Here is a 24280-nt window from a genome sequence, read left to right on the forward strand (position 1 = left end):
CACTCCCTCTATTGTATCATGAAACGGAGCTTGCGACAAGAAAGGGCAATTCCTCTTTTTTTAAGATTTTTTTAAAGAAATGCGGTATAATAAATTTTAATTAAAGGAGAGAATGTATGTCTAATTATCGTAGAACTTCAAAACCAAAAACAGAACACATCAAAAAAGGCTTTACGGTCTTTCAAAAAACCGTCGCTACTATCGGTAGTATCCTTGGCTTAATTACCGCAAGTATCACGATCATGAACGCCTTGGACAATAACAAAAATACTAAAAAAGAACCTACGACAAGCCAGACGACAACAATTGTCAAAGAAATTCAAAAGGAATCCCCTCAGGAAAACACTAGTCCCAATAAGGAAAATAACACTTCTCAAGAAAAAACACAGCAAGAGGAAACACCAAAAGCTAGCGTCAAGGAAGAGAAAAAAGAAGAGCAGAAAGCATCAACTCAGGATTCTTCTACTCCTACTCCAAGTAAACCTGCTACTGAAAATGAAAAACAGTCCAATACCCCAACTTCAGAAAATAAAACTAATCAATAATCACTAAAATAGCTTCTCTCCAAACTTGGAAAGAAGCCATTTTTATTGTTGCAATACTTTTCTTGGTTTGGTACCTTCAGCTGGACCGATAACACCTGCCATCTCCAGTTCTTCCATGAGACGAGTCGCACGGTTAAATCCAACTGACAAACGACGCTGAATCATGGAGGCGCTGGCTTTCTGGGTTTCTATCACCAAAGCCTTGGCTTCTTCAAAAAGCGGATCTCCACCAGCTTCACCATCTGAAAATTCACCGTCATTTTCAGAAACCTCACCTGGATCAAAACTATCATCGTAGTCCGCATCTGCCTGAGCCTTGATGAAGTTTACGATGCGCTCGACATCATCATCCGAGATAAAGGATCCTTGGAGACGAACTGGATGATTTTCATCAATCGGTTTAAAGAGCATATCTCCTCGACCAAGCAGTTTCTCAGCTCCATTTTCATCCAAAATCGTACGGGAGTCTGTCCCTGATGAAACCGCAAATGCGACACGAGATGGGACATTAGCCTTGATCAAACCAGAGATGACATCAACAGATGGACGCTGGGTTGCAAGAATCATGTGGATACCTGCAGCCCGCGCCTTCTGTCCAAGACGGATAATAGCATCTTCTACTTCCTTGCTGGCCACCATCATAAGGTCAGCCAACTCATCCACAATCACGACAATGAGCGGTAGCGGAACCTGCTTGTACTCAGACTGGGCATTAAACTCTTCTACCTTGGCATTAAAGCCTGCAATGTTACGAACCCCCACCTTGGCAAAGAGTTCATAACGATTTTCCATCTCATCCACAACCTTTTGCAGGGCCTTGCTGGCTTTGCGTGGATTGGTCACAACTGGAATCAAGAGATGGGGAATATCATTGTAAACAGATAACTCAACCATCTTAGGGTCGACCATCATAAATTTAACTTGGTCAGGTCTCGCCTTCATGAGAATGCTGGCGATAATGCCGTTAACCGCTACTGACTTCCCTGAACCCGTCGAACCTGCGACGAGCAAGTGGGGCATTTTAGAAAGGTCAAAAGCTCTTGCGGTTCCATTAACAGCCTTCCCTAAAGGAATTTCCAAGAGATTTTCTGCTTTCGTTTGAGATTGTTCCCATAGTTCGCGGAAAGACACAGTGGCAATCTCAGAGTTGGGTACTTCGATTCCGACCAGGGATTTCCCAGGAATTGGTGCTTCGATTCGGACATCCTTGGCCGCCAAGGCTAGAGCGAGGTCATCTGCTAGATTGGAAATGCGGTTGACCCTTACACCTACTGCTGGCTTGACTTCATACTTGGTCACTGATGGCCCAATTTCAGCCCGTTCAACTGTTACCTTGATACCAAAGCTAGCAAAGGTTTCTTCTAGGATTTTGATGTTTTCTCGAACAATTTTCTTCTCTTTAGACTGGTCTTTTGGTTTATCTGGGGCAAAGAGTTGTAAGCTTGGAAGTTTGTATTCAAGGGCTTCTTTGGCTGAAAAATCAACCTGTACGTCTTCATCATCAGAGCCATCTTCCTTTTCAGGGAATTCAAGCTCCGGTTGAGGTAGGATGATTTCTGGTTCCACCCACTCTTCTTCCGGAACAGGTGGAACGTCAAGCACAACATCATCAGTCAGAATTTCACCCGTTTCCATATCAACAGGAGGCATATCGAGTAAGGATTTTTCGGTCTTTTCTTTTTCTAATCTAGCCTCTTCCTCAGCCTTTTGGCGAGCTTTTTCTTCTTGTTTGACAAAGCGTTCCTCTTTTCGAAGCTCATGTCCTTCCCTCCATTTGGCAAAGCCTCTACTGAAAAATTCAGCAATATCATAAACAGACCAAGGACTGACTAGGAGGGCACCCACTAAAATCAAGATAGAACCAATAAAGTAAGTACCGATATTTGAAAAGAGAAAGGCGGTTGGAATATAAAGAGCGACCCCAATCAAGCCCCCTCCAGCAAAACTGGTCGTTCGAAAACTAGTCAGATCCGTCACAACCTGAGCCATGGTCCCTTTTAGAACGGACTTGTCTAAACCATATTTCCAAACTAAGTAGGCTTCAAAAATCAAGAGCAAACCTGCAAATATGGTGAAAAATCCTGACAAGAGCCCTTCCTGTTTTCGGATCCACTTGAAAAAGAAGAGGTAGAGCAGGATACCGAATATTGCCAGATAAGCTAGGCTACCCACCAACAAGCGAATTAAATTGTAAAGTGTTATACCTGCAGCCCCTAATTTGAAGGCTGCGAAAATCAATAAAAGCGCGATTCCCAACGAAATCAACATTCGTTGAATCGCTTCTTTTCTTTCGAGTTCTGCTTTAGACGGTCTCCGTCTTGTTTTACTTGTATTCTTGTTTGCCATTCTTCTATTATACCATATTTCACAAACATTTCGGAAAAGATCAATATTCTCCTTGGATAGTTCAGTATTAAGATATTCAAATAAAATTTTCTTATCCATAGTTTCCCTCTCTAAGCAATTTCAGAACATCTTTTTGATAGCCTTTATAATCCAGCTGACTGTTCATCAAAAAAAGAAGATATGCAAAATTTTGAAATTTTGATATAATAAAACTATCAAAAAGTAAAGGAATGATTGGTATGAACGCAATCACAGCTCACAGCTCACAGCTCACAGCTCACAGCTCACAGCTCACAGCTCACAGCTCACAGCTCACAGCTCACAGCTCACAGCTCACAGCTCACAGCTCACAGCTCACAGCTCACAGCTCACAGCTCACAGCTCACAGCTCACAGCTCACAGCTCACAGCTCACAGCTCACAGCTCACAGCTCACAGCTCACGCTGATTATGTAATCGGACGTGTTTTTTGTCAAGCACTAAAACAGACTTTTTCACATTTTTGTGAGGAAGTCTTTTCTGTTGTTTATCAACTCCATGAGTTGATTGTTGGAGGTGTAAAATGACACCTCTAGCTATTGATAGAAGTTGGCAATCTGGAAATGAAAGAGCTGACAATTTATTTTTCTGGAGAAATTTCGGTTTTGATGAAAAAGATATTTTAATCGAAAATACTGATGGTATCATTAACGGAGCTCTGTTTGAATTTAAAAATAGCATTGCTGATCTTAATGCTGTGCTTGTTCAAGCTATCCACTATCTGTCTAAATTAAGGATAAAAGGTGGTATTCCTATACCAAGCAAAATCGTTTTAGTTGATATTAATAAAAATCGTGCTAGTGTTTATGATGCAACTCAATATCGTTTAGAAATTTTACAAAATTATACGAATAGTGCATCAAAAAATGTAAATCAGACCACTTTAAAAAATGCTACTACTCCTGAAAAAGTAATTGAATTTGATGTTCTTCAACCAAAAAGCCCTAAAAATCGTGAATTGTGTGAATTATTCCAAATAGACGAGTATCAAAAGTTTGAAATTGATTTTCCAAACATTTTAGGGTGGGCGAACTATATATACCGTCACGATAAAACAACAACAAAATCTCAAATGTTTGAGATGCTCAAACAACCATCTAATTCAATAGTCGAAAACTATATCTTACCTTGGTGTGGAGACGAAAGTGATTTTGACACCGTGATGGACGCATTAAATGACCCCGCAAATAGAAAAGATTTAGGAGCATTTTATACACCACTACCTTATGTTAAAGAAGCAACTAAACTTGTTCGTCAAGCTATTAGCAATCTTCCTAAAGGCATGGACTATGTTATTTTGGACAGATGTGCTGGTACAGGAGCATTGGAGCATTATTTAACTGAAGAAGAGTTAAGCCATGTTATCTTGAATACTTATGAAATAAAAGAATGGCTTGTTTTGTATAACAAATATATTGGGAAGGTACGGGCTATCATACCACCACTTTCAATGGTACAAGAAAACAAGGGGAACTTAGTAACAGGTGGGGATGCTTTAGCAGAAGAGTTTTTATCAATTCCAATGGAAACAGATGGAAAACATAATACATTACAAGAAGTCATAGATGACAAAAATGTTGCGATTATTGGTTTTGAAAATCCCCCTTATTCTAGCGAATTAGCCCGTGCTCAAGAAGGAAATGTCAAATCGATAGATAAATTTAGCTATATAAGGAAATTGATGTCCGATGAATTTGTTGGTGATAGTAACCATGCAAAAGATTTGCTAAATCAATTCGTTTGGTCTTTTGAGAAATACTTTATGAGAGATGAAAACGACTATTATATTTTATTTGCTCCTGTTAAGTATTGGAAATCAGTTGGTCTAATGCAAAAAATCTTTATTAATGGTTTTCTAGCAAACAGAGGGAACTTTAAAGCACAAGAAAGTTCCGTTTTGGTAGCACTTTGGAAAAACAATCAAGATAACGAAACTGAAAGTATTACTGTAACTGCTAAAGAAATATGGAGAGATAATAAAAAATGGGGAACTGGGAAAGGAGCAGCAGTCATTGATGTACCTGAGGATGCTATTCTTAAAGATGTGAAGCATGTCACTATAAAAAAAGTATACAAAACGCTAGGAGAATACTATTCTAAAAAGTTAAAAACAGATGTGTTATCTAAAATTGCTACTGGCTACGATGGTAAAGAAGTGCCATTAAAAAGCTATGGAAAACCTGTTTATAATGACAATATTTTAGCGGTTATAGAAGCCAGTGGTTTTGGTACTACTCCGCAGGACATAAGAATGACTAGAATTGCTATTTATCATGGACGAGGTAGTCAAGTTAGAACGAATAATTACGCAGAGCAAACTGCTTTATTTGTTGCCAAGCAATACCCTCAAAAAAACTGGTATGAAAGGGATATTTACTATACAACTGCTGATAAAGGGGATTTGTATACAGAGGATACAGATTTTCTTAGAAAAGCTACATTATGGACTTGTATCTCTCAAAAAAATCATTGTTTGAGCTTTGATGGTTCTGATGGAAAGTTTTATAGTAACGAAATGTGCCTAGATAAGAACTCTCTAGTTCGTAAAGAATTGGTCGAACAAGAAAAATATGGAAAACTTGATAGAACTGACTTAATGTTGCTAGGTGTCTTCGATGAATTACTTGAACTAGCTAAAAATACTCAAGAATATAATCCAAAATACAATTATGGTACTTATCAAATTGAATTGGACATAAATACATCATACAAAGATGGTAATGATAAAAAGATATTCAACAATGAAAAAGTTAACACTAAACTAAAAGAACTTAAAACAAGGTTAGCTGAATACTACGAAAATGAACTTGAAAGTAAAGTATTTGAGTATGAACTATTGAAATAGTGAGAAGACGATTTCCAAACGGAAATCGTCTTTTTCGATATTGTTGAAATACTACAGTTTGTGGTTAGTTTAAACTGGTATATAGTTCCCTTTTATTTCACTGCTTGGGGTTTGCGTAGGTAACCATAAACCACACCACTTACGATTGCTCCTACCAATACAGAAACGAGGTAAAGAAGAGCATTTGAAGTAAGGGCAATCACGAAGATTCCTCCGTGTGGCGCCATAAGTTTGATACCAGTAAGACCAACGAGTCCACCTGCTACTGCTGAACCAAGGATGAAACTTGGGATCGCACGAGCTGGGTCAGCGGCACCAAATGGAATTGCTCCCTCAGTGATAAATGACAAGCCCATGATGATGTTTGTCAAACCTGAGTTGCGTTCTTCCTTAGTAAATTTATCTTTGAAAAGAAGAGTTGCGACAAAGATTGCAAGTGGTGGCACCATTCCTCCAGCCATAACTGCTGCCATGGCTACAGAACCACCTGAAGAAACAGACGCTGCAAGCGTACCTGTACCAAAGACATAAGCCGCTTTGTTAACTGGTCCACCCATGTCAACAGCCATCATTCCACCAAGGACGATACCAAGAAGGACAGCTGAACCTCCTCCAAGACCACCTAGGAAGTCATTCATAGCAGTGTTGATTGCTGCCATTGGGATATTAACAGCTAGCATGACAAATCCAGTCAAGATTGTTCCAAGAAGTGGCAAAAGAAGGATTGATTTTGCACCTTCAAGTGAACGAGGAACTTTAACGTATTTCTTGATAGCAAGAACTAAAGCACCTGCGATAAATCCACCAACAAGGGCACCTAGGAAACCAGATGAGACACCTGCAAGAGTTGAAGTTGCTTCACCACCTGCGGCATAAGGAATTTTACCAAAGGCAAAACCTTCTTTGGCAATAGCACCAGCCACGAAACCTGCTACCAAACCTGGTTTTTCAGCGATAGAGTAGGCAACATAACCTGCAAAGACTGGAAGCATCAAACCAAAGGCAGCTCCACCAATTTTCATGAACATAGAAGCTAGCTCATGGTAGGAACCAAGATTACCAAGATTTTCATTTGGAACACCCAAAGCACCGTCAATCAAGAAGGCAAGGGCAATCATGATACCACCGCCAATAACAAATGGCAACATTTGCGATACACCACTCATCAAGTGTTTGTAGAAGGCACCACCAAGACTTTGTTTTTCGTTAGAGGCTGTTGTAGCTTTTGTTCCATTAGCAGCACGATAAACTTCAGCATCTCCTGAAAGAGCCAAGTTAATTAACTCTTCTGTTTTACGGATACCGTCAGCAACTGGACGATTGATCAATGGTTTGCCATCGAAACGATCCATTTCAACTGCCTTGTCTGCCGCGATGATAACAGCTTTAGCCTTACGAATGTCTTCCGCAGTTAGTTGGTTACCAACACCGCTAGCACCGTTGGTTTCGACCTTAATTCCAACACCCATTTCAGCAGCCACTTTTTGAAGAGCTTCTTGGGCCATATAAGTGTGGGCGATACCTGTTGTACAAGCTGTAACAGCAACGATAAAGTCACCAGAGTCATTGGTAGGTGCTTGAACTGGCTCCTCAGCTTTTTCTGAAGCTTGGTTAAAAAGTTCGATAACTTGGTCAGCTGATGTTGCTTGACGAAGTTTGTCAGCAAAACCGTCTTTCATCAAGTATTGAGACAATTCTGCCAAGGCTGCTAAGTGAGTATCATTGGCACCTTCTGGAGCCGCAATCATGAAGAAGAGGTCAGTTGCTTGTCCATCCAAGCTCTCATAATCAACACCCTTATTTGACTTAGCAAATAGAACTGTCGCTTCTTTGACAGCAGCGTTTTTGCTGTGAGGCATTGCGATACCGTCACCCAAACCAGTAGAAGTCAAGGCTTCACGCGCCAAAATGCCTTCTTTAAAAGTTTCAAAATCTGTTACATAACCGTGGTCTGTCAAATTTTTAATCATCTCGTCGATGACAGCTGTTTTTTCAGTTGCCTGCAAATCCAGCAACATGACATCTTTTCTCAATAAGTCTTGAATTTTCATCGTTTTCTACCTCAACTTTTTCATATGTTTCTTTAATAAATTCTGCCGTTGCCAAGTCATCCGAGAAAGTAGTTGCTGTTCCGCAAGCCACTCCCCATTTGAAGGATTCTACTGCGTCTTTTGATTTGACAAATTCACCTGTAAATCCAGCAACCATAGAATCACCAGCTCCGACTGAATTTTTGACTGTTCCCTTGATTGGTTTAGCGAAGTAAGCTCCCTCAGATGTGACAAGAAGGGCACCGTCCCCAGCCATAGAGATAATAACATTTTGAGCACCTTTAGCCAGTAACTCACGAGCGTATTTCTCAATTTCATCTAAACTTTCGAGTTTAACCCCAAAAATCGCTCCAAGTTCATGATTGTTTGGTTTTACAAGAAGAGGTTGGTAGTCCAAACTATCAATTAAGGTCTGTCCTTCAAAGTCACAGACCACTTGCGCACCAGTCTGGCGCGTCAAGGAAATCAAATCCTTATAGATGACATTGCCTAGATTTTTAGCACTTGAACCAGCAAACACAACCGTGTCTTCTGCTGTCAGACTAGATAAAATAGCTTTCAATTCTTCTAGCTGAGCTGCGTCAACATTTGGACCGGTTCCGTTGATTTCTGTTTCTTGGTCTGCTTTAATCTTGACATTGATACGCGTATCTTCTGCCAATTGGACAAAGCGTGTTTCAATTTTTTCCTCTGCCAAAGTATCTGTGATAAATTTACCAGTAAAACCTCCGATAAATCCCGTCGCTGTATTTGGAATACCCAAGCGTTTCAAGACACGACTGACATTGATTCCTTTCCCACCAGCAAACTTATCATCACTGTCCATACGATTGACACTACCGACTTGAACTTGGTCCAAACGAACGATATAGTCAATGGATGGATTGAGTGTGACTGTATAAATCATACTTCTATTACCTCCGTTTTCTCCTTAATAGCCTGCAAGAGCTCATGCCCTTGACTTGTGATAACAATAGCTCGTTTGAGTGGTGCTACCTTAGCAAAGCAAGTTTGTCCAATTTTTGATGAATCCACCAAGACATAGGTCTGTTTGGCATTCTCCAAAATAGCTCGCTTCACAGCTCCCTCCTCCATATCAGGAGTCGTATAATAGCCATCGTCCACACCATTCATCCCGATAAAGGCACGGTCAAAGTGCAATTGGTTAATTTGGTTAAGAGCAACGCCCCCGATGCTAGCATCTGTTGCCATCTTGACACTTCCTCCAACCATGACAGTTGGAATCTGCTTTTCAACCAACTGTGCGGCATGATGAATCGAATTTGTCACAACAGTAATATTCTTATTGACCAATTCATGGATCAAAAAAGCAGTTGTTGTTCCAGCATCGATAAAGATGACATCTTGTTCCTTAATGAGAGAGGCTGCTTTCTGAGCCAGCAACTTCTTTTCTTGAAGGTTTTTGACAGATTTTTCTTGAATGGTTTCTTCTTCCTGCAAGGAATGGGGCAATTCTGCTCCACCATGCACGCGACGAAGCTTGTTTTCCGCTTCCAACTCATCCAAGTCTCTTCGAACCGTTGATTCTGAGGTCTCTAGCAAACTAACTAATTTTTCTAGAGAAACTACATGATGTTGATTTAACTCCTCTAAAATCAGTTGTTTCCGCTCTGTTTTTAACACTGAATCACCTCCTGTTATCGTTTACACTATTCATTCTATCACACTTTCTTTCGAAGTCAAGCATTTTTTATCATTTTCTTTCAAAATCTATCATTTTTCTTATTTCTAGAATTTTTATTGCAAGATAGGGGCCTTTATGGTAGACTATTTGAGTAAGTATTGGAAGATTACTCAAGAGGCTTAAGAGGCCGTGTTGGAAACGCGGTAGGCGTGTAACAGCGTGCGTGGGTTCGAATCCCATGTCTTCCGTTTATTTTAAAAAAGATACCCAAGAAATCTTGGGTATCTTTTTTCTTATATGCTTGTTTTATAACTCGGGTGAATTTCTTAGAAAATATCAAATAACAATTTCACATTGAGAATTGTTAAGATAATGGAAACGATATAGCCAAGGATGGTATTCCATTTGGCATTGGTAAATTCTCCCATCAGTGATTTCTTAGAAGTTAGATAAATCAGTGGGAAGATTGAAAATGGAAGAGCAATCGAAAGAAAGACTTGTGAATAAACCAATAACTGATCCAATGTTTTTTCCTGATGACCAAACAGAACCGCTACAATCATGACAGGCAACAAGGCAAAGAGACGAGTTGCCAAACGAATGAACCATTGAGGTAATCTCATATGCAAGAAACCTTCCATAACGATTTGTCCAGTCAAGGTACCCGTAATTGTCGAATTTTGACCACTGGCTAATAAAGCCAAGGCAAACAAGGTTGATAAGGTCGAGCTAGCTATAGCTCCTGCAATAGTAGAATCCTGCAAGGCATTATACATTTGAGAGAAGGCAGAAATCTCAGATGCATGGCCGAAAAAGAGAGCCGCCCCGAGAATTAATAGAAGGGAGTTAACCACAAAGGCCAAGGATAATTGGAGATTTGAATCCCAGGTCATAAAGCGCACGGCTTTTCGAACATCATTCTTGTCCTTGTGATTGATTTTCCGAGTTTGTGACAAGGAAGAATGCAAATAGAGGTTATGGGGCATAACCGTTGCTCCCACGATCCCTAGTGCCAAGGTTAATTGACTTTCATGCCCTGGCAAGGGACTTTCAAATAAGGTTGCATTCGGTAGATAACCCTCAACGATTCCTTGGAAGCTTGGATGTGACAAAGCTACCAGATAGGTAAAAATTGCTAGAATGGTTAAAATCAGTGTTGTCACAATAGCTTCAATCTTCTTAAAGCCAAATTTCATCAGAAGCAATAAGAGAAAAACATCCAACACGGTCAAGAGAATTGCTATCATAATCGGAATCTTAAAGAGAAGATTGAGAGCAATCGCTGAACCTAGAACTTCTGCCAGATCTGTCGCCATCAAGGCTAATTCTAAAATCACCCATAGACTATAACGAAGCCATTTAGGTGAATGATGAGCCGTTGCTTGAGCCAGGTCCATCTGGGTTACAATACCAAGCTTTCCTGCCATCTGCTGAAGTTGCATGGCAATGAGAGATGAAATCAAGATAACAAACAAGAGACTATACTTATAGGAAGCACCACCGACTACACTGGTAATCCAGTTTCCTGGATCCATATAACCAACTGCGACAAGAGCACCCGGACCTAAAAAGGCATTTAAATTTTGCCAGAAATGATTGTTATTTGGAGTATCGATAGATTGATTAATCTCAGAGAGTGACACTTTTTTATGAGAAGACATAGATACTTACCTCTTTCTAAACCTACTTTTTCATTATTTTCTATTAGAGAAAAATAAGATTGACTTTAAACTATTAAAACAATGAAAACTATATGAAAAACATTTAGTTTTTTCATTATTTTTCTTAAGGCACCTTAATATTTTTCTTAAGGCACCTTAATTATAACAGAAAATATGATAAAAACTTAAGAAAATTCAGGACTTGATTTAATATTTAGGATACAACAAAATGTTGTATTCTTTTTTTGCAAAAGAATACCAAAGAATAAAATAAAAAACGTTGTAAAAACAACGTTTTAGAAAGATTTACAAAACAATGTAAATTATCAATGGAGCCGGTGGGAGTCGAACCCACGTCCAAACATCTGCTAACATATTTGTCTACAACCATAGGTTATGTATTCGTTTAACAGTCCCTCGACACATAACTCAAGCCTAGAAACCGCGAGTCTATCAATCTCTTATCAAGCCGCTAGACAAGACTTGATCGTATCTCGCTAATAATAAGACCTGTCATTGAACACGAGCAATCCAAATCGGGTCACGCCTGCTGGTTTTTAGGCAGCTAGAGCGTAAGAAGTGTTATTTTTTGCAGTTATATTTAACTGAGCGTTTACGTCGCCACACGAGTCGCAAAATATGCCTCATAATGCCTGTCGAATCCGTAACGACCCCAAAAGACAATAAAACCATTATACCTTATCTAACACAAAAATGCAAAAAGGAAATCACGTACCTAAAAAAGATACTATTCGAGAAATTTAGCAAACTGGGAGACTAACTACAACTTTCTCAGTGCATAACTTTACGATTGTGAATAGAGCTTACGAAATCCAATTAACACATACCTAAGATGAAGCTATCTGTTTTTAAGAAATTCACGAAGAGAATTATTCTAAAATACTTTCAGATGAGAAGTTTCCTACTCTCTTTGTTTCAATTCATTTGAGTTTAAAAACTATAAAATCAATCCTTATATTATTCGAACTACGTTTCATTTGCTGTGCTAAAATAAATAAGTTTCATTCGAACTTTAATAGACTATGAAAACCAGTGGAACTTACCCTGACACGGAATTCCACTGGTTTTTTCGATTTTTATCAGATTAACTTCTACTATTTTTAGCTGTGAAAATTAGTTTAGGACTTTAACTTATTTTCAATCTTCTAATCTAAAGGCCACTTCCAGTAAAGAAAAATCAGGGTTCTCCTGACTTTTACTTAGCTAATTCTCTTTCTCGTTCTTTCATGATTTTATGATTTTCATACAAACGGGATAAGAACTTAGAAATTTCTTTTAAGATAGAATAGGTTGGCACTGCGACAATCATTCCAACTACACCATAGATATTGCTTGACAACAAAAGTAAAACCAAAATCGTGATTGGATGAACCTTCATAACACTTCCTACGATTCGAGGATATAAGATATTGCCATCTACCTGCTGAACAACAAGCATATAAATCACTGCAATCAGCATTCTATGGGGATCAGTGAATATATTTGCGATGATCATAGGAATCAAACCAATACTTGGCCCCACATAAGGAATTAAATTGGCTACACCAGAAAAAATAGCGAAAACTAAAGCATATTTTAAACCAATAATACTATAGCCAATATAAGCCAAACAACCTATAATGATTGCGTCAATCGAAACTCCACTAATATAGCGAGCAATCGTCGCATTTAAATTCTTTAATAAGCCTGCAATATGCAAGCGATCCCTCTTTAGAATTGTTCTTTCAAGCATGGGCAAGAATTTATGTCCATCTAGTAAGAAATAAACCAAAAAAACTGGAGTCATAATCAAAATCAAAACAGTACTGATAAGAGCTGACAAGACGCTCCCCACACTATTTGATACGCTATTTAGGATATTTTGAAGAATATCAACATAGGATAAGTTTAGTTGCTGAATTGTAGCTTCTACATCCAAATTCTGGAGCGCAGGATAATTAGATAAGTCTATGATTAAGTCTTGTACTCGACTATAAATAGTTTGACTAGATATAATCAAACTAGATAACTGATTAATCAAAATAGGTAAGAGATAGACAACACCTATGACCATTCCCCAGACCAAAGCACACAAGGTAATTAAAATACCAAGTAAACGATTGAGTTTACAGACTTTATTTAAGAAAGTAACAATAGGGTTTGTCAAATAATAAAGAAAGCCCCCTAATAAAAATGGAATCATAATTGTATTAAGCACACTAACAAAAGGGTTAATCAAAGACCCCATCTGTCTCCATAGGTAAAAGATGATGGTTAAGAGTAAAATTTCTGTGGTCCAAAAAAATAATTTATTTCTACGAAACATGAGTTACCTCCCTCACTCTATTTTACCATATTTTCAAAAAGCTTAACGGATGAATTATTAAAGCAAGAATATTTTTTTTCTTTATGATAGAATAAGACTACTATGAAAAAAATATTTTTAACTTTATTAACTGTCTCCCTTTTAGGAGGTGCTTCTACTGTTGCTGCTCAAGATTTTACCGTTGCCGCTAAACATGCCATTGCTGTTGAGGCAAATACTGGTAAAATTCTCTATGAGAAGGATGCAACGCAACCTGTCGAAATTGCTTCCATAACAAAATTGATTACTGTTTATCTAGTCTATGAAGCTCTGGAAAATGGAAGTATCACACTATCCACCCCAGTAGATATTTCTGATTATCCTTATCAATTGACGACAAATTCTGAAGCCAGTAATGTTCCTATGGAGGCCCGTAATTATACTGTCGAAGAGTTACTTGAAGCAACTCTGGTATCTAGTGCCAACAGCGCCGCTATTGCCCTAGCTGAGAAAATTGCTGGCTCAGAAAAAGATTTCGTCGATAGGATGAGGGCAAAACTCTTGGAATGGGGAATCAAAGATGCCACGGTTGTCAATACAACTGGTCTTAACAACGAGACTCTAGGAGATAACATTTACCCAGGTTCTAATAAAGATGATGAAAATAAGCTCAGTGCTTATGATGTTGCCATCGTTGCCCGCAACCTCATCAAAAAATACCCACAAGTCTTGGAAATCACCAAAAAACCTTCTTCTACTTTTGCTGGAATGACAATTACTTCAACCAACTACATGTTAGAAGGTATGCCTGCTTACCGTGGTGGTTTTGATGGGCTAAAAACAGGAACAACAGACAAAGCTGGAGAATCTTTTGTTGGTACTACTGTCGAAAAAGGGATGAGGGTTATCACAGTTGTTTTAAATGCAGACCATCAAGACAATAATCCCTACGCTCGGTTTACAGCTACATCGTCCCTAATGGATTATATTTCTTCTACATTTACACTTCGCAAAATCGTTCAGAAAGGCGATGCCTATCAAGATAGCAAAGCCCCTGTACAAGATGGAAAAGAAGATACGGTCACTGCAGTGGCCCCAGAGGATATCTATCTAATTGAACGTGTTGGAAATCAATCTTCCCAATCTGTTCAATTCACTCCCGATTCTAAAGCAATCCCAGCACCACTTGAAGCCGGAACAGTGGTTGGCCATCTGACTTATGAAGACAAGGACTTGATTGGTCAAGGTTACATCACCACAGAGCGCCCTAGTTTCGAAATGGTTGCAGAAAAGAAAATTGAAAAAGCCTTCTTCTTAAAAGTTTGGTGGAATCAGTTTATCCGATTTGTTAATGAGAAATTATAAAAAAATCGCGATTTAAACCGCGATTTTTTTGTTACAAGTTCATCTGCAAAATCTTTGATTTTGAATAAATCTAATACTCAATGAAAATCAAAGAGCAAACTAGGAAGCTAGCCGCAGGTTGCTCAAAGCACCGCTTTGAGGTTGTAGATAAAGCTGACGTGTTTGGAGAGATTTTCGAAGAGTATAAAAACAAATTTTACCCGACTGATCCTTCCATTTCATAGCTAATCAAGCGGTTCAGCTCAACAGCATACTCCATTGGAAGTTCTTTTGTGAAGGGCTCCACAAATCCCATGACAATCATTTCTGTCGCTTCTGATTCTGACAATCCACGGCTCATGAGGTAATAGAGTTGCTCTTCTGAAATCTTAGAAACCTTAGCTTCATGTTCCAAAGCGACTTGCGAGTTATGAATTTCATTAAATGGAATAGTATCTGATGCTGACAAGTCATCCATGATAATGGTATCACACTCGATGTGAGAAACAGATTTCTTAGAGTTCTTGTTAAAGGTTACTTGTCCACGGTAGTCAACCTTACCTCCACCTTTAGCGATGGATTTAGACACGATAGACGAGCTTGTATGTGGAGCGTTGTGGATCATCTTAGCTCCCGTATCTTGGTGTTGCCCTGCATTAGCAAAGGCAATAGAAAGCATGGTACCACGCGCACCTTCTCCATCAAGGTAAACAGATGGGTATTTCATAGTTGTCTTGGCACCCAAGTTTCCATCAATCCACTCAACAGTAGCATCTTTTTGAGCCTTAGCGCGTTTTGTAACCAAGTTATAGACGTTATCAGACCAGTTTTGGATGGTTGTATAACGCATATAAGCTCCATCCAAGGCAAAGATTTCTACGATGGCCGCATGCAAGCTGTTACTTGAATAAGTTGGTGCTGTACAGCCCTCTACGTAGTGGACACTTGCTCCCTCATCAACGATAATCAAAGTACGTTCAAACTGACCAGTATTCTCGTTGTTGATACGGAAGTAGGTTTGAAGTGGAATATCCACTTTGACCCCTTTTGGTACGTAGATAAAGGTTCCACCTGACCATACTGCTGAGTTAAGGGCAGCCAACTTGTTATCTGTCGGCGGTACCAACTTAGCGAAGTATTGTTTAAACAAGTCTGGGTATTCCTTGAGGGCAGAATCTGTATCTGTAAAGATGATACCTAACTTCTCAAATTCTTCCTTCATGTTGTGGTAAACTACTTCTGACTCGTACTGGGCAGAGGCACCAGCTAGATAAGCACGCTCAGCTTCTGGAATTCCGATACGTTCAAATGTTTCCTTGATTTTTTCAGGCACATCATCCCAAGAACGAGCTGGTTTATCAGATGGTTTTTGGTAGTAGATCAAGTCATCAAAATCAATCTCTGACAAATCTGCTCCCCAAGTTTGCATGGGCATTTTTTTGAAGGTTTCATAAGACTTCAAACGGAATTCTAACATCCACTCAGGTTCTCCCTTGGCAGCTGATAGTTCACGAATGACATCTTCATTCAATCCTTTTCCTGTCGATAGGACAGGCTCTACATCATCATGGAAACCAAATTTATATTCACCAAGATCAATTGGTTTTGGTTCTACTCTTTCTTCAGCCATAATATCCTTTCTTTCATTCTTCATTTCTACTGATTCATAAGACAAAAGAAACTTGCCTTACTTGTTTTCTTGATTTTCAATTGTTTTCTTCAGGGCGTTCCAAGCTAGGGTCGCACACTTGATTCGTTGAGGGAATTTGGCAACACCTGACAAGAAAGCTGCATCACCAAGACTATCTTGTCTGTCATCTTTTTGCCCTTGAACCATTTCAGAAAAAATGGTCGCAAGTTCTAAGATTTCTTGCTTGGTTTTTCCTAAAACTGCATCTGTCATCATGCTAGCAGAGGCAGTTGAGATGGTACAACCTGAGTTTAGAAAAGCGATATCTTCCAAACGGTCATTTACATCAAACTTGACAGAGAGATTGATAACATCGCCACAGGTCGGATTGTTGAGACTGATTTGTTCAGCATCTTCCAACTTCCCTTGGTGATGTGGATTTTTCGAATGGTCCGCTACCACTGCCATATAAAGGCTATCTAGTTTAGAAAGTGCCATTGAAAAACTCCTTTGTCTTTTGTAAGGCATCAACTAGCTTGTCGCAATCTGCCTTGGTATTGTAGATATAAAAACTTGCACGAGCTGTTGCTGGAACACCCAAATACTGGAGCAAGGGTTGCGCACAATGGTGACCTGCACGAACAGCCACTCCTTCATAATCCAAAGCAGTCGCAAGGTCGTGAGGATGAAGGTCGCCTAGGTTAAAAGCAATGACACCTGAACGTTGAGTCAAGTCCTGAGAACCGTAAATAGTCAATCCTTCAATCGCCTGCAATTTTGGATAGACATAGGCGATCAATTCCTGTTCATGGGCTTCAATGGCATCCATACCAATCTTTTCCAGATAATCAACTACAGCAGCAAGTCCGATTGCACCAGCCATGTTAGGAGTTCCAGCCTCGAATTTCCAAGGCAATTCCTTCCAACTAGCAGATTGTTCATAAACGAAATCAATCATTTCGCCGCCAAATTCAACTGGTGACATTTGTTCCAGATACTTTTCTTTGCCGTAAAGAACACCGATACCAGTTGGACCAGCCATCTTGTGACCTGAAAAGGCAAAGAAGTCCACATCCAAGTCCTGGACATCAATCTTCATATGAGGCGTAGATTGTGCTCCATCAACTACCATGATGGCTCCAACTTGGTGGGCTATTTGAGTGATTTCCTTGATAGGATTAACCACTCCAAGAACATTTGAGGCATGAGCTAGGGAGACAAATTTCACCTTATCAGTCAATTTAACTCGCAAATCCTCCATATCCAAGGCACCGTCCTTAAGATAGACATAAACAAGCTCTGCCCCAGTCTTACGGCAGGCTTCCTGCCAAGGAATGATGTTGGAATGGTGTTCCATGACGGAAATCAAAACTTGATCTCCCTCAGTCAGAATTTCCTCAGCAAAGCGTGCTACCCAGTTAAGACTGGTTGTCGTTCCTCTGGTAAAGAGAACTTCCTTTGTAGAGCCTGCATTGATAAACTTACGAATGGATTCACGAGCGGCTTCATAGGAAGCTGTCGCACGCTCTGCCAAGGTATGAACACCACGGTGAACATTGGCATTGTCGTTCTCATAGTAGCGGTTAATCGTTTCAAGAACTGCTAGTGGTTTTTGTGTCGTCGCAGCATTGTCCAAATAAACCAACGGTTCATCGTTGACAATCTGGTCTAAAATTGGAAAATCCTTGCGAATCGCTTCTACATCTAACATAGGCTACCCCTTAGCGTTTTGACAATTTCTCTTCGATCGTTGCAATCATTTCATCACGAACTTCCTTGACTGGAATCTCAACGATAACGGAGCCAAGAAAACCACGGACAACCAAGCGTTCTGCAGTTGCCTTGTCCAAACCACGACTCATGAGGTAATACATATCTTCTGGATCTACCTGACCGATAGAAGCCGCGTGTCCTGCAGTTACGTCATTTTCATCAATCAAAAGAATTGGGTTAGCATCTGAACGAGCCTGGTCTGAAAGCATGAGAACACGACTTTCTTGTTGCGCATCTGCTCCCTTGGCCCCCTTGATAATGTGGCCAATACCATTGAAGGTCAAGGTTGCTTTTTCAAGAATAACCCCATGTTGTAGAATGTTTCCGATTGAGTTGCAACCATAGTTAGTTACTCGAGTATCAATCCCTTGTACCTGACGACCGCTTGAAAGAGCTACAACTTTCAGGTCAGCATGGCTACCGTTACCAATCAAATCGCTATCAAAGTCAGCAACAACATTTCCTTCGTTCATAACACCAATCGCCCAGTCAATACTTGCATCGTTGCCTAATTTACCACGACGGCTAATGTAAGCAGTGACGTTTTCACCTAGACGATCAATCGCAGCAAACTTCACTTGAGCACCAGAACGTGCAATTACTTCTACTGTGATATTGGCAGTTGCTTTTACACTACCTCCACCTCGTGACTCTAAACGTTCTAGATAACTAATCTTAGAGTTTTTACCAGCGATAATCATAATATGCTTGTTAAACGGCACATCACTATCGCTGTCTTGGTAGAAAACACCTTCGATTGGCTCAGCAATCTCAACATTATCGGGAATGTAGAGAACAGCACCACTGTTAAAGTAAGCTGTATGGTAGGCTGCCAACTTATCATCATCATATTTAACTGATGACATGAAGAATTCCTCAATAAGCTCTGGAATTTCTTCTAAAGCTGAGTGAAAGTCTGTAAAGACAACACCCTGTTCAGCTAATTCAACTGGAGTTTGCTCAAAAACAGTTTGAGTTCCTACTTGCACCAACTTCAAGTGATTATCTAGTGCAGTGAAATCTGGAACATTTGCTGATGGCTCACTTTCTGTAATCGTTCCATCACCCAGATTCCAACGGTGAAATTTGACACGCTCAATAACTGGTAATTCCAAACTCTCAATCTTATCAAAAGCTTTTTGACGGAGGTCAGCCAACCAGCTTGGTTCAGCGTGCATTTCTGAAAAAAGTTTAATATTTTCTTTAGTCATTTACTTCTCCTAAAAGATACGAGGGAATTACAATTCTTCCTTATAGTCGTAGCCAAGTTCTTCAGCTAGTTTTGCGTATCCTTCACGTTCCAAACGCGCAGCCAATTCTGGACCACCAGAAAGGACAACACGACCTTCCATCATGACGTGTACCACATCAGGTGTGATGTAGTTCAAAAGACGTTGGTAGTGAGTAATAATCATAGCACCAAAGCCTTCACCACGCATGGCATTGACACCTTTAGAAACAACTTTAAGAGCGTCAATATCAAGACCAGAGTCAATCTCATCCAAAAGGGCAAAAGTTGGTTCCAACATCAAGAGTTGAAGAATTTCATTACGTTTTTTCTCACCACCAGAGAAACCTTCGTTGAGGTAACGCTCTGCCATTTCTTCTTTCATGTTGAGCAATTCCATTTTTTCATCTAGCTTAGTGATGAACTCGCGAACTGAAATTTTTTCATCATCTTCTTTACCAGCATTCATAGCTGCACGAAGAAACTCAGCATTGGTAATTCCAGGAATTTCTGATGGGTATTGCATAGCAAGGAAAAGTCCCATACGCGCACGCTCGTCCACTTCCAACTCAAGAATGTTTACGCCATCAAACAAGACTTCACCTTTGGTAACTTCATAGTTTGGATTTCCCATGATAGCAGCAGAAAGAGTCGATTTACCAGTACCATTTGGTCCCATGATAGCGGCGATTTCTCCTGTTTTCAGGGTCAGGTTAACCCCTTTTAAAATTTCTTTTCCTTCAATCTCAACGTGAAGATCTTTGATCTCTAATACTGACATGATAGTTCCTTTCTTTTTCAAGACCTTTACAGTGCTTACTAGAAACATACTAGTTGTCTCTAGAAAATACGGTAATACTCAATGAAAATCAAAGAGCAAACTAGGAAGCTAGCCGCAGGTTGCTCAAAGTACCGCTTTGAGGTTGCAGATAAAGCTGACGTGGTTTGAAGAGATTTTCGAAGAGTATAAAAGGTCAATAAATATACTTTTATAGTATAACAAAAAAAAGCCTAAAAGGCTTTGATTTTGTCTGGAAGCTGAGGGCTAGTCTTTCCTATTAAAATGCTGATCGATGACATCAACGATTTTGCCCATCACATAACTGACTCGGAAATTTCTAAAGAGTAAAATTGCCCAAAAGGCTGCCATAATATAACGACCAGTCATCCAAGCTTCATTGAAAAAATAGGTCTCAGCAGCTGTAAACAGCGCGATGATAATAAATTGTTGTCTATTCATAAACTTATTGTATCATGAAATCTTTCTTTAGTCTTCCTCTACCTTCACTTTATCAGCCAAAAATTCAAATCCTTCTGGAATCAGACTTTCTTCTGCTTCTTTTTCAGTTTGAGAAGATTTGGCTTTTGCTGAAAAGGCTGCGCGAACTTCTTTCCATTCCTCCATGGAAATAGCTAAAATCTCAGGTGAAAAACCTGCTGCCTGACTGAGGATGTTGCCAAACATAGTGTTGAGATTGTCCCGTTTCATGGTTTGACCAGCATTAAAGTTAGACTCAAAAGCAAGAATTGCATGGTGTTCATTGGCCGCAACCGGTTGAGAACCAACCAGCAAAGCCTTATCCGGCCCACCTAAACTTTCAATTACCTCTCCCCAAGCATTCTGCAAACGAATCAGGTTTTGACGTGCTAAATCAGGATTTTCGACAGCCTCTTGTAAGATAGATTGAACTTTATTGCGATCCACACGATAGACTGTCTTGCCTGTTGCTGGGCGACTAGGAGCTGGATTTGTTGGCTTGGGCACAGTTCCCACATTTGCGAGTTCTTGTTTGAGACGTATCACTTCCTGTCTCAGCGTAGCAATTTCATGTTCAACTGCCCCAGAAAGAGCTGGTTCAGGCTTAATCTCCGCCAAACGGATGGTCATCATCTCAGCATAAATCTTGGGCTGCAAACTAGACTTAATATCTGCTAAACTCACTGTTGCTAAGCGAATCATTTCAAACAGATTTTCTTGAGGAAGTGCCAAATTTTCTACAAAGACTGGACTATGATGAGTGTTTTCTCCACCTGTTTGAACAATTAACAAGTCTCTTAAATAGTGCAAAAGGTCGGTCACAAAACGGGTCATGCTCTTGCCATTGTCAAAAAGAAGATTTAAGCAAGACAAGGCCTTGGTAACATCCTGTTGAGACAAGGCAACCACATAATCATCCAAGGCTGATAGGCTAATGGTGCCAGTAATTTCTTCAGAGATGGCAGTCGTCAATTCATTTCCCTGTGTCAAACTCAGGGCTTGATCCAAAATAGACAAGGCGTCCCGCATTCCACCTTCCGCCCGTCTGGCAATGATTTCCACAGCCTCTGGTTCAGAACTAATATTTTCTTTTTCTAAGATATAGTGGATATGTTCCTTAATATCCTGTGTCTTAATTGATTTAAATTCAAAACGTTGCACACGGGATAGAATAGTCGCAGGAATCTTGTGCAATTCAGTAGTGGCCAAAATAAAGACTACATTCTGTGTTGGCTCTTCCAGCGTCTTTAGGAGGGCATTAAAAGCCCCTGTAGACAGCATGTGAACCTCATCTATGATATAAACCTTATAACGAGCAAGGCTAGGGGCATAGGTAGATTTATCACGAATTTCACGGATTTCATCCACCCCATTATTAGAGGCCGCATCCATTTCGATGACATCTTCTAAACTACCGTCCGTCACTGCCTGACAAATATAGCAGTTATTACAAGGTTCACCACCCACTTGATTTGGGCAGTTCATAGCCTTGGCAAAGATCTTAGCTACACTGGTTTTTCCTGTTCCACGTGGACCAGAAAAAAGATAGGCATGACTTATTTTCTCTTGTTCTACTGCTTGTTTAAGAGTCTTAGCTACAACTTCTTGACCAACTAACTGGGAGAAGTTTTGACTTCTATATTTTCGATAAAGTGCTTGATACATTAAGATTTTTCCCCAAACATTGTAAAGTCCCATTCTGTCTTTTCAAGCAAAATAGCGACAAATTGTTCCAAATAATCTCGATCCATAGCATCATAATCATCAAACTCTGAAGAATCAAGATCCAGAACTCCAAGTAACTGACCATTATTCATCATCGGCACCACAATTTCACTTTTAGCTAGACTATCACAAGAAATATAGTTGGGATAGGTACTTACATCACCAACCAGAACTGTTTCCTGAAACTCAGCAGCTTCACCACAAACACCCTTGCCTAGTGCAATACGGATGCAGGAAACACCTCCTTGGAAGGGACCTAAAACCAATTCCTTTCCATCGAACAAATAAAAACCTGCAAATACGGTATTAGGAAAACGTGATTTTATGAGAGCACTGGCGTTGGAAAGATTAGCCAAAACATTGGTCTCGCCTTCCAATAGGAAGGACAATTCTTCATTTAACATTTGATAACGTGATTGTTTTTCTGATTTTAACATAGAACTATTATATCAAAAAAGGAGCAGAGACAAAAGAAAAATCCCTTGTTTAGTAAACAAAGGATTTTGTGGGTTTTCAATTTGATTAAAGTTCGATATCACCAAACAAATCAGCCATTGAGAATCCTGTTTGTGTTTCTGGAAGTTCAAAATCACGTTTTTCTTGACGTTTTGGACGACGTGGACGAGCAGCACGTTTTTCTTCTTTTTGTCCTTCTTCTTGAGCTGGACGCTCTTCAAGAGCTTTAATAGAAAGTGATACGCGCTCTGCATCTGAGTTAACTTCAAGAACTTTAACTTGAACTTCTTGACCTACTTTAAGAGCTTCTTTTGGATTTTCAATACGTTTGTGTGAAATTTGTGATACGTGAACAAGTCCATCAATACCTGGCAATACTTCAACAAATGCACCGAAGTCAGTCAAACGTTTAACTGTTCCTTCTACTACATCACCTTTAGCCAATTTTTGCTCAACACCATCCCATGGTCCTGGTACTGTTGCCTTAAGTGAAAGTGATACACGTCCTTCTTCTTCGTTAAGATCAAGGATTTTCACTTCAATTTCTTCACCAACAGTTACAACTGATTTTGGTGATACGTTACGTTCATGTGACAATTCCGTCAAGTGAACCAATCCGTCAACACCACCAAGGTCGATGAAAGCACCGAAGCTTGTGATACGTGCAACTTTACCAGTTACTACATCACCAACAGCCAATTTACCGAATACTTCAGCGCGAGCTGCTGCTGTAGCTGCTTCAACAACTTCACGACGTGAAAGGATGAAGCGGTTTTCTTTAGCGTCAACTTCTTTGATTTTAGCGTCAAATTCTTGACCTACAAAACGTTCAGTGTTACGTACGAAACGAGTATCCAACATTGAAGCTGGGATAAATCCACGAACACCTTCAAATTCTACTGAAAGTCCACCTTTAACGGCACGAGTTCCTTTAACAGTAACAACTTCTTCTTCGCGACCAACAAGTTTGTCCCATGCTTTGCGAGCTTCAAGGCGTTTTTTAGATACAAGGTATGTAACTGTATCAGTATCTTTACCAACTACTTGACGAAGTACAAGAACATCCAATACTTCTCCTACTTTAACAAAGTCATTGATATCTGCATCGCGATCGTTTGTCAATTCGCGAAGAGTCAAGACACCTTCAACACCAGTTCCAGAGATTGCAACGTTAGCTTGAGTCGCATCAACTGTCAATACTTCAGCACTAACAACATCACCAGTCTCAACTTGGCTAACGCTATTTAGCAAATCTTCAAATTCGTTCATCTAAAAAATCCTCCAACAATCAAGTTTTTCTTAAACTTGACATACTTATAATTTTTTTCCTAAGCACCCGCAAGGACATGTTCATATCATTCACGTCTTTCAATTATAAAAATAAAATACCCTAAGATATTTTGCTTTTTATCTTGATTATTACCTAAGAA

19 protein-coding genes, 1 tRNA gene and 1 other RNA gene are annotated in these 24280 nt (G+C 39.7%); 5 read left to right on the plus strand and 16 right to left on the minus strand.

Annotation, left to right across the window (positions count from 1 at the left end; translation table 11 throughout):
- Positions 1-116: 116 nt before the first annotated feature.
- Complete coding sequence (locus AC6I9F_RS06465; RefSeq protein ID WP_173217551.1) at positions 117-545, plus strand: DUF6556 family protein; 429 nt, start codon at positions 117-119, stop codon at positions 543-545.
- Between the two features lie 42 nt (positions 546-587).
- Here AC6I9F_RS06465 and AC6I9F_RS06470 read toward each other — a convergent pair whose 3' ends face one another.
- Positions 588-2891, minus strand: a complete 2304-nt coding sequence (locus tag AC6I9F_RS06470) for a DNA translocase FtsK (RefSeq protein WP_498021201.1) — start codon at positions 2889-2891, stop codon at positions 588-590.
- A gap of 561 nt (positions 2892-3452) precedes the next feature.
- Between AC6I9F_RS06470 and AC6I9F_RS06475 the strand changes: the two genes are divergently transcribed.
- A complete protein-coding gene (locus tag AC6I9F_RS06475) occupies positions 3453-5774 on the plus strand; it encodes a hypothetical protein (protein ID WP_498021203.1) in 2322 nt (773 codons plus the stop codon).
- 92 nt (positions 5775-5866) lie between these two features.
- Here the strand turns inward: AC6I9F_RS06475 and AC6I9F_RS06480 are convergent, their stop codons facing one another.
- From AC6I9F_RS06480 to AC6I9F_RS06490, 3 genes are read right to left on the minus strand one after another with little or no spacing between them, the layout of a single operon-like run.
- Positions 5867-7825: a fructose-specific PTS transporter subunit EIIC gene (locus AC6I9F_RS06480; protein WP_498021205.1), complete on the minus strand. Its 1959-nt coding sequence runs from the start codon at positions 7823-7825 to the stop codon at positions 5867-5869.
- A complete protein-coding gene (gene pfkB / locus AC6I9F_RS06485; protein ID WP_079252826.1) occupies positions 7767-8732 on the minus strand; it encodes a 1-phosphofructokinase in 966 nt (321 codons plus the stop codon). Before pfkB ends, AC6I9F_RS06480 begins: the two co-directional genes overlap by 59 nt.
- Entirely contained in the window at positions 8729-9469 is a 741-nt protein-coding gene (locus AC6I9F_RS06490; RefSeq protein ID WP_000920651.1) for a DeoR/GlpR family DNA-binding transcription regulator, read from the minus strand. The genes pfkB and AC6I9F_RS06490 overlap by 4 nt, the downstream gene beginning before the upstream one ends.
- Before the next feature lie 161 nt (positions 9470-9630).
- Between AC6I9F_RS06490 and AC6I9F_RS06495 the strand changes: the two genes are divergently transcribed.
- Positions 9631-9718 (plus strand) — tRNA-Ser (locus AC6I9F_RS06495).
- A gap of 78 nt (positions 9719-9796) precedes the next feature.
- Here the strand turns inward: AC6I9F_RS06495 and AC6I9F_RS06500 are convergent.
- The 3 genes from AC6I9F_RS06500 to cozE all read right to left on the minus strand — a co-directional run bounded on the left by AC6I9F_RS06500 (position 9797) and on the right by cozE (position 13457).
- Positions 9797-11131 carry an Nramp family divalent metal transporter gene (locus AC6I9F_RS06500; protein WP_000094601.1) on the minus strand — a complete coding sequence of 445 codons (1335 nt, stop codon included), beginning with the start codon at positions 11129-11131 and terminating at the stop codon, positions 9797-9799.
- Between the two features lie 327 nt (positions 11132-11458).
- Positions 11459-11806: a transfer-messenger RNA gene (gene ssrA / locus AC6I9F_RS06505) on the minus strand.
- A gap of 541 nt (positions 11807-12347) precedes the next feature.
- Entirely contained in the window at positions 12348-13457 is a 1110-nt protein-coding gene (cozE, locus tag AC6I9F_RS06510) for a cell elongation protein CozE (RefSeq protein WP_050079225.1), read from the minus strand.
- 102 nt (positions 13458-13559) lie between these two features.
- On the opposite strand from cozE, the gene pbp3 reads away from it, so the two are divergent.
- Together pbp3 and AC6I9F_RS06520 are read left to right on the plus strand one after the other, a co-directional pair.
- Entirely contained in the window at positions 13560-14801 is a 1242-nt protein-coding gene (gene pbp3 / locus AC6I9F_RS06515; RefSeq protein WP_498021209.1) for a D-alanyl-D-alanine carboxypeptidase PBP3, read from the plus strand.
- 80 nt (positions 14802-14881) lie between these two features.
- Positions 14882-15025: a hypothetical protein gene (locus tag AC6I9F_RS06520; RefSeq protein WP_498021211.1), complete on the plus strand. Its 144-nt coding sequence runs from the start codon at positions 14882-14884 to the stop codon at positions 15023-15025.
- Here the strand turns inward: AC6I9F_RS06520 and sufB are convergent.
- From sufB to rpsA, 9 genes are all read right to left on the minus strand, one after another.
- Complete coding sequence (gene sufB, locus AC6I9F_RS06525; protein ID WP_000797047.1) at positions 14998-16410, minus strand: Fe-S cluster assembly protein SufB; 1413 nt, start codon at positions 16408-16410, stop codon at positions 14998-15000. The genes AC6I9F_RS06520 and sufB overlap by 28 nt on opposite strands.
- Before the next feature lie 57 nt (positions 16411-16467).
- Positions 16468-16908, minus strand: coding sequence for a Fe-S cluster assembly sulfur transfer protein SufU (gene sufU, locus AC6I9F_RS06530; protein WP_173270323.1), 441 nt, complete (start codon positions 16906-16908; stop codon positions 16468-16470).
- Positions 16895-18121 (minus strand): cysteine desulfurase, encoded by a 1227-nt coding sequence (locus AC6I9F_RS06535; protein ID WP_485678815.1) that lies wholly within the window; start codon positions 18119-18121, stop codon positions 16895-16897. The genes sufU and AC6I9F_RS06535 overlap by 14 nt, the downstream gene beginning before the upstream one ends.
- A 10-nt stretch (positions 18122-18131) precedes the next feature.
- Positions 18132-19394: a Fe-S cluster assembly protein SufD gene (gene sufD, locus AC6I9F_RS06540; RefSeq protein ID WP_498021214.1), complete on the minus strand. Its 1263-nt coding sequence runs from the start codon at positions 19392-19394 to the stop codon at positions 18132-18134.
- A 27-nt stretch (positions 19395-19421) separates the two neighbouring features.
- Positions 19422-20192 carry a Fe-S cluster assembly ATPase SufC gene (gene sufC / locus AC6I9F_RS06545; RefSeq protein WP_000114489.1) on the minus strand — a complete coding sequence of 257 codons (771 nt, stop codon included), beginning with the start codon at positions 20190-20192 and terminating at the stop codon, positions 19422-19424.
- Between the two features lie 264 nt (positions 20193-20456).
- Entirely contained in the window at positions 20457-20651 is a 195-nt protein-coding gene (locus AC6I9F_RS06550; RefSeq protein ID WP_119943155.1) for a DUF3272 domain-containing protein, read from the minus strand.
- A 27-nt stretch (positions 20652-20678) separates the two neighbouring features.
- Positions 20679-22334, minus strand: coding sequence for a DNA polymerase III subunit gamma/tau (dnaX, locus tag AC6I9F_RS06555; protein WP_498021217.1), 1656 nt, complete (start codon positions 22332-22334; stop codon positions 20679-20681).
- Positions 22334-22831, minus strand: coding sequence for a GAF domain-containing protein (locus tag AC6I9F_RS06560; protein ID WP_498021219.1), 498 nt, complete (start codon positions 22829-22831; stop codon positions 22334-22336). The genes dnaX and AC6I9F_RS06560 overlap by 1 nt, the downstream gene beginning before the upstream one ends.
- A gap of 85 nt (positions 22832-22916) precedes the next feature.
- Complete coding sequence (rpsA, locus tag AC6I9F_RS06565) at positions 22917-24119, minus strand: 30S ribosomal protein S1 (protein ID WP_498021221.1); 1203 nt, start codon at positions 24117-24119, stop codon at positions 22917-22919.
- Positions 24120-24280 lie beyond the last annotated feature (161 nt).

Source organism: Streptococcus nakanonensis, assembly GCF_059738785.1.